Source organism: Belnapia sp., assembly GCF_059504005.1.
Genome location: NZ_JCACHU010000064.1, coordinates 1 through 6,654 on the forward strand (window position 1 = coordinate 1; position 6,654 = coordinate 6,654).

The following is a 6,654-nucleotide window of genomic DNA, read 5'->3' on the forward strand; positions in this document are numbered from 1 at the left end:
TCAGCTTGCCTTGCCAGCCTAGCGCCACAGCGGAGAGGGGCGGGCCATCCCATAAGACTGCCCACGCCGCGGAGCAGGACCGGCCGGACGTCCTGAGGCGGCGCTGGGCCTAGTTCGAGGCACAGCCTGATCTCGACCCGGACGGGCTGGTGTTCATCGATGAAACCTGGGCCTCGACCAACATGGCCCGCACCCATGGCCGGGCACCCCGGGGTGAGCGGCTGCGGGCTGCCATCCCGCACGGCCACTGGCTGACCGCCACCTTTGTCGCCGGCCTGCGCAACACCGGCATGGTGGCGCCCATGGTGCTCGACGGGCCGATCAACGGCTCGCTCTTCCAGGACTATGTCGAGCAGGTGCTGGTGCCCGAGCTCCGCCTGGGCGACATCGTCGTCATGGACAACCTCGGCAGCCACAAGGGCGCCGGCGTGGGGGCCGCCATCAAGGCCGCAGGCGCGAGCCTGCTCTCCTTCCACCCTATAGTCCCGACTTCAACCCAATCGAACAGGCCTTCGCCAAGCTGAAGGCCGCGCTCCGCTCAGCCGCCGAGCGCAGCCTCGACGGCCTATGGGCCGCCATCGGCCGCATCATCGACACCTTCACCCCAGCCGAGTGCACCAACTACTTCGCCAACACCGGCTATGACGCCGACTGATGGCAAAAAGCTCTAATGGCAAACAAAGCGTCCGACGCAGCGCTCAATTCAAAATGGTCCTACCAACGCCGTTCAGGCCGCCAGGCGGTCCCGCCGCATCCGCATTGTGACGATCAGGCCCTCCGCCGACCAATCGAAGACGATGGTGCCACCGAGCTGGCGCGCCATGCTACGCCGGATGAGTTCGCTGCCGTAACCGGCCGGAGCGGAAGGCTCGACAACGGCCGGGCCGCCCCGTTCCGTCCAGACGACCACCACATCGTCGCCCTGAACAGTACATCCCAAATCAAGCGTGCCGCACTCAGCCGAAAGCGCGCCGTACTTCAGAGAGTTCGTCGCCAACTCGTGCACCACGAGAGCCAGCGTCGTGGCCGCCGCCTCCCCAATATCCATCCGCGGCACCGAGACACGAATGCGCCCGGCGGTGCCGTCCGTGTCGTCATAAGCCTTCAGCAGCACCGTCAGCAAGTCGCCGAGCAGCGCCGCTTCGACTGGGCGGCCGCCCCGCGGGCGAACAAGGTCATGGGCGCGCCCCAGAGCGGTCAGTCGCTTAGTGAGATCCTGCGCCATGTCGGCGGCCGTTGCCGCCGAGCGCGAGGTGATCTGGGCGAGTTGCGAGGCAACCAGCAGCAGGTTTTTAACACGGTGGCTCATCTCGCCGGCCAGCAACTGATTGCCCTCCTCGGCCTGCTTGCGCCCAGTTACGTCGAGGAAAATGCCGCGCATGATATCACGTCGGATATTGGCATCTTGGCCCTGGCCGCGCGCGGATACCCACCGGATGTCATCGCCAGACAGGATGCGGAAGTCGATCTCGTAGGGTCCGACGATCCCTCGCGTCGCAGTGAACGCCGCCCGCACCCTGTCGAGATCCTTTGGATGGATTTTCGCCGAGAGGTCTGCAAAGGTCCCAACGCTTGCCTCGTGCAAGTCCCACAGCGCGTAGGCACGCTGGTCCATTGCAATCTCGTCGGTCTCGACGTTCCACCACCATAGGCCAACGCCAGCAGCCTCGATAGCCGCCTGTAGGTGCTCCAGATCCCAATCCTGTGGGCGTGATGGCGTGGCAGCCAAGATGTGGGCCTTCCCGTGTTACCCGAGATGACGATCGACGCGAAACCGTCGCCGCCGCTCAGCAGTTTGCATTATGCCCGCGACTTGGGCACGCATGCTGACTTTACGATACAGCAAACGCCGCCCATGCCGTCCTCAAGGGAAAAGCCCTCGCCACCAGAATGATCAAAGACAGCGTCCTTAGCAATGACAGCTAGGGTCAGGACTCATTCCCTGAGCCAGAAGATGACGATGACGGCGAGGGTGATGGCGCCGAAGAAGGTGGTGGCGCATCGGTCGTAGCGGGTTGCGATGCGGCGCCAGTCCTTGAGGCGGCCGAAGGTGATCTCGATGCGGTGGCGTTGGCGGTGGAGCGCCTTGTCGTAGGGGATGGGCTGTTTCCGGTTCTTCTTGGGTGGGATGCAAGCGGCGATGCCGAGCTCGGCGAGTGCGGCACGGAATGGGTTGCTGTCGTAACCGCGGTCGGCGATCAGCTCGCGGGCCTTGGGCAGTAGCGGGGCGAGGATGTGGGCGCCCTTCTGGTCATTCATCTGCCCCGCGGAGAGCATCATGACGACGGGACGGCCTTGGCCATCGCAAACGGCGTGGAGCTTGGAGTTCAGGCCGCCCTTGATACGGCCGATGCAGCGATCAAGCGCCCCTTTCTGAGCAGGCTGGCCGCGGTGCGGTGCGCCTTCAGGTGAGTGCTGTCGATGATCAACCGGTCGGGCTCGCCCGCCTCTCCGGCCAGCGCCGCAAAGATGCGGCTGAACACGCCCAAGCGGCTCCAGCGGACGAAGCGGTTGTAGAGGGTCTTGTGGGGGCCGTAGCCAGGCGGGGCATCGCGCCAGCGCAGGCCGCCCTGGATGACGAAGACGATGCCGCTGAAGACGCGCCGGTCGTCCACCCGCGGCACCCCGTGCGAGAGCGGGAAGTGCGGCCGGATGCGGCGCATCTGGGCCGAGGTAAGCAGGAACGGAACGGACATGGCACCACCTCCGTCCCCTTCAGAATCACAACCGCTCGCGTCGACGCACGCAAATTGGTTCTGTTATGTCCTTGCGGTACCATCCTGAGCAGGTACAAACCGGGGGCAAGGCGAGACGGCGGGGAGTGGCCTCGGTGAGGCCGGATCAGTTCTTCAAAGGGCGACAGTTCAACGCCGAGGTGATCCTCTGGGCAGTCCGCTGGTACCTGATGTTCCCGGTGAGCTACCGCGATCTCGAACTGATGCTGGCTGACCGCGGCGTGGAGGTGGCGCATACTACGGTATTCCGCAGGGTGCAGACCTACGCGCCGGAGATCGAGATGCGGATCAGACCGCACCTGCGCCTGAGCAACCGCTCATGGAGGGTAGACGAAACCTACATCCAGGTGAAGGGCCGCTGGATCTACCTGTATCGCGCGGTCGACAGCCGCGGCCAGACGATCGACTTCCTGCTCTCGGCCAAGCGCGACGCGGAGGCTGCAAAGCGCTTCTTCCGCAAGGCTCTCGGGCAGCCGCATACGGTGAAACCGCGCACCATCACCGTGGACAAGAACCCGGCCTACCCCTGCGCTGTCACAGAGATGAAGGAGGACGGCGAGCTGTGGCGCTTCCCTCGACTACGACCATGCAAGCATCTCAATAACATAGTTGAACAAGACCACCGGCGCGCGAAACGCCTGGTCCGATCAGGGCTTGGCTTCGGCAGCTTCCACACGGCGCGACGAACACTGGCAGGCTACGAGGCAATGGCGATGATCAGGAAGGAGCAGGTACAAAAGGTTAGCGGACGAGACATGCGGACCCAAGCTACCTTTATCGCCGAGCTGTTACGGGTCGCTGCCTGATCTGGAGCCTGTCGTGGCCATTTGCGGCTTGCCACAAACTTTGCAACACAACCACCCGCTCTATGCGGCCGGCCAAGTGGTCGAGGCGGCGTGCTGGACGCACGCCAGGCGGTACTTCCATGACGAGCTGGTCTCGACCAGCAGCCCGATTGCCCGCGAGGCGATCGAGCGGATGAAGCCGCTGTTTGCCATCGAGGCGGAGATCGAAGGCCAGTCACCCGAGCGGCGCCTCGCCGCCCGGCAGGCCCGCTCGGCTCCCATCATGACCTAGTTGCACAGCTGGCTCGAGGCGACGCTGCGGCGGATCTCAGGCAAGTCCGACCTGGCGAAGGCGATCCGCTACACGCTGACGCAATGGGCTGCGCTGACGACAGTGCTGCACGACGGCCGTGCCTGCTTGCACAACAATGCCGTCGAGCGGCAGATCCGCCCCCTGGCTCTCGGCAGAAAAAACTACCTGTTCGCCGGATCGACCGAGGGCGGCCGGCGCGCTGCCACCATCTACACCCTGATCGGCACCGCCGAGCTGAACGGCTGGGATCCGCAGGCCTACCTCCGCATCCTACTCGACCGCATCGCAGATTACCCAATCAATTGTCTCAGCGACCTGGCACCATGGCACCTGCGGCCTGACGCTGCCTGACCCTTGCCACACCGTCGTAGTCGTGGACGGACGCTTACGTGATTTCGGTGCCGGGCAGGCGCTGACGGATGAGCAGTTCCGGTTGCTTGCGGCGCTGATCCTGCCGGCAAAGCCCGGCGGGCAGCCGCGCACGACAGACCCTCGGACCCTGCTGGACGGGCTCTTCTACCTCGTCCGCACCGGTTGCCAGTGGCGGCACCTGCCGCCACCTCCGGCCTTCCCGCCGTGACGCACGGTGTACGGCTACATGCCTGCCTTCTTGCGGGACGGCGTGTGGGAGAGCATCCGCCACCACCTCGTGGTCCTGCTGCGCAAGGGCGCCGGGCGAGAGGCCAGCTCCACGGCGGCGGTCGTCGACACCCAGAGCGTGAACACCACCGAGAGCGGCGGTCCACGCGGCTGGATGCCGCCAAGCGGCTGAAGGGCCGCAAGCGCCACGTCGCGGTCGACGCGGACGGTCTGCTGCTCGGCGTCGTCGCGCATCCCGCCAACGTCCAGGACGCGGACGGCTTCGGCGACCTGCTGAAGCGCGTCAAGCCGTTCTACTCCTGGCTCCGGGCCGTGTTCGCCGACAGCGCCTACAACCGGTTCGCGGCCCTGCTCGCCTGCTTCCTGCCGGGATTAGTGCTGATCATCGTGCGCCGTCTCGCCGGAAGCGTCGGCTTCGTCGTCCAGCCGCGCCGCTGGGTGATCGAGAGGTCGTTCGGCTGGTTCGGATGCTGGCGCCGGCTGTCCAAGGACTACGAGGCGCTGCCCGAGGTCTCCGAGGCGATGGTCACTCTGGCCGCGATCCGCCTGATGCTCCACCGCCTCGCTCATCCCAATCGCAGGCGCCTATCAGCATCACGATTCGCCAACGGCGTTCTAGGCGCACACAGCCTCGATAAGCGTATAGGCCGAGCTAGTTTGAATGAAACGGCGGGGTGCGAAGCCTCCCCCGGCGAGCAGCGCACGGAACTCGCCTTCAGTCCGCTCCAGCCCACCAGGCATCACCAGCATCTCCAGGTCAACGAGGAACTTTTCGGCTCCAGGTCCGGGTTCGGCGCGTTCTGGCATCAGCCGCTCAATCACTAGAAGCGTCCCATCGGTGGGCAGCGCGGCGCGGCAGGCGCGCAGGATGGCCACGGCACGCTCGTCGTCCCAGTCGTGCAGCACCTGCTTGAGCAGGTGAAAGTCGGCACCCGGCGGAACGCTCTCGAAAAAGCTGCCGCCCTCGACGCGGCAGCGCGCGGCCAGCCCGCGTCCGTTCAGCAACGCCGACGCGGCCGGGCCGACGTGCGGCAGGTCGAACAACACCCCGATCAGCGACGGCGTGACCGCGAGGATGTCGGCCAGCATGCGGGCGTTGCCGCCGCCGACGTCCATCGCGCAGCGGAACCGCCCGAAGTCGTAGGCCGCCAGCACGGCGCGGGAGGCGATGGCGGCGAGGCCTTCCATCGCGCGCTCCTGCACCGCGGCCTCTGCCGGGTGCGCCCCGTAGTAGTCGAAGATGCTCATGCCGAGCACGCGGTCCGCAGCCGGAGCGCCAGTATGCAGGCTGGTGAGCATATCGCCCCAGCACTTCCATCGCGTGTCGCCTGCAAGGAACGGGACAGCCGCGCGCATTGAGTCCGGCGCTTCGTCGCGCAGGCGGTCAGACACGGGAGTAGGCGCAAAGATACCTGGCGCCGTCTCAGCGAAGACGCCGAACGCCGACAAGGCGCGCATTAGGCGGCGCAGGGCCCCGGGGTGTGTGCGCGTGGCAGCAGCCAGTGAGGCGCTGTCGCGTGGCCCGTCTGCAAGGAGGCCCGCAAGGTCGAGTACCGCTGCCGCGTGCAGCGCGCGGGAGACGCGCATCGCCAAAGCGAGTTGGTTGAGCATTGCCCCGGGGTCGGTGGCAGCTGTGATGTTTGTGCTCATGGGCACGTCCTTCAGCCCGCTCGAGAATGTGCCGCCTGCGGCAGCTGCAACCGTGCTGACACGTTACCTTGCAACGCCCCGAATTGCGAAAACAAGAGTCAAGCCATGTACTCTCGCCGGAGACGGATGGACTGGTGCCAAATTGCGCACTCGAATCGTTGACCAGTGCCGATACTCCTTCGCAAACAGGCACTGAGGCGGGGGTAGCCCGCCTCGAGCGTAATTGTCTCGTAACGGCCCGTCTCCAGCATCCCGCTGCCACCGGAACGCCTGGGCCAGTGCCTTCATCAGCGTGGTCTCCGCAACCATGGGGCCACGGTTCATGGTGCTGCCCGGCATCAGCACCAGCTTCCGCACACCAGTCAGGCGGGTCTCCAGGCGCCGGTGTGCGGGTAGGTTACGGCTTGGGATAATCAGCGGCCACCCTCAGCGTTGCCGGCGCCGGCGGCCACCCTGTCATGAACCGTCTTGCTCCACTCGTATTGGGTTCGCTCCCAGGCGGCCTTCTTCCGATTCCGCTCCCGGGGATTATGCGGCGATCCACTTCCACGCCGACGATCTCGAGGATTGC

General features: G+C 65.7%; 7 protein-coding genes and 3 pseudogenes. 6 read left to right on the forward strand and 4 right to left on the reverse strand.

From position 1 onward, the window contains the following. Positions 1-182 precede the first annotated feature (182 nt). A pseudogene (locus AC5JJ1_RS10125) lies at positions 183-655 on the forward strand (IS630 family transposase). Between the two features lie 72 nt (positions 656-727). Here the strand turns inward: AC5JJ1_RS10125 and AC5JJ1_RS10130 are convergent. Beyond that, positions 728-1,729, reverse strand: a complete 1,002-nt coding sequence (locus AC5JJ1_RS10130; protein WP_495784998.1) for a sensor histidine kinase — start codon at positions 1,727-1,729, stop codon at positions 728-730. A gap of 206 nt (positions 1,730-1,935) precedes the next feature. Beyond that, a protein-coding gene (locus AC5JJ1_RS10135; RefSeq protein ID WP_495784999.1) for an IS5 family transposase occupies positions 1,936-2,696 on the reverse strand; the annotation gives its coding sequence in 2 pieces (ribosomal slippage) (positions 1,936-2,378 and positions 2,378-2,696; 762 coding nt in all). 134 nt (positions 2,697-2,830) lie between these two features. Between AC5JJ1_RS10135 and AC5JJ1_RS10140 the strand changes: the two genes are divergently transcribed. The 4 genes and pseudogenes from AC5JJ1_RS10140 to AC5JJ1_RS10155 all read left to right on the forward strand — a co-directional run bounded on the left by AC5JJ1_RS10140 (position 2,831) and on the right by AC5JJ1_RS10155 (position 4,413). Continuing rightward, the gene (locus tag AC5JJ1_RS10140) at positions 2,831-3,541 is read left to right on the forward strand and encodes an IS6 family transposase (RefSeq protein WP_495785000.1); all 711 of its coding nucleotides are present in this window, start codon (positions 2,831-2,833) and stop codon (positions 3,539-3,541) included. A 40-nt stretch (positions 3,542-3,581) separates the two neighbouring features. Beyond that, positions 3,582-4,016 (forward strand): annotated as a pseudogene (locus AC5JJ1_RS10145) (IS66 family transposase); the annotation flags it as partial. Positions 4,017-4,052: 36 nt separating this feature from the next. Beyond that, on the forward strand, positions 4,053-4,184 hold the full coding sequence (locus AC5JJ1_RS10150) for a transposase domain-containing protein (RefSeq protein WP_495785003.1): 132 nt from the start codon (positions 4,053-4,055) through the stop codon (positions 4,182-4,184). Positions 4,185-4,206: 22 nt separating this feature from the next. Beyond that, positions 4,207-4,413: a transposase gene (locus AC5JJ1_RS10155; RefSeq protein ID WP_495785001.1), complete on the forward strand. Its 207-nt coding sequence runs from the start codon at positions 4,207-4,209 to the stop codon at positions 4,411-4,413. A gap of 14 nt (positions 4,414-4,427) precedes the next feature. Here the strand turns inward: AC5JJ1_RS10155 and AC5JJ1_RS10160 are convergent, their stop codons facing one another. Next, the gene (locus AC5JJ1_RS10160) at positions 4,428-4,667 is read right to left on the reverse strand and encodes a hypothetical protein (protein WP_495785004.1); all 240 of its coding nucleotides are present in this window, start codon (positions 4,665-4,667) and stop codon (positions 4,428-4,430) included. Between AC5JJ1_RS10160 and AC5JJ1_RS10165 the strand changes: the two are divergent. Then, a pseudogene (locus tag AC5JJ1_RS10165) lies at positions 4,602-4,976 on the forward strand (transposase); the annotation flags it as partial. The gene AC5JJ1_RS10160 and the pseudogene AC5JJ1_RS10165 sit on opposite strands and share 66 nt — an antisense overlap. Before the next feature lie 72 nt (positions 4,977-5,048). Here AC5JJ1_RS10165 and AC5JJ1_RS10170 read toward each other — a convergent pair. Continuing rightward, positions 5,049-6,083 carry a methyltransferase gene (locus AC5JJ1_RS10170; RefSeq protein WP_495785002.1) on the reverse strand — a complete coding sequence of 345 codons (1,035 nt, stop codon included), beginning with the start codon at positions 6,081-6,083 and terminating at the stop codon, positions 5,049-5,051. Positions 6,084-6,654 lie beyond the last annotated feature (571 nt).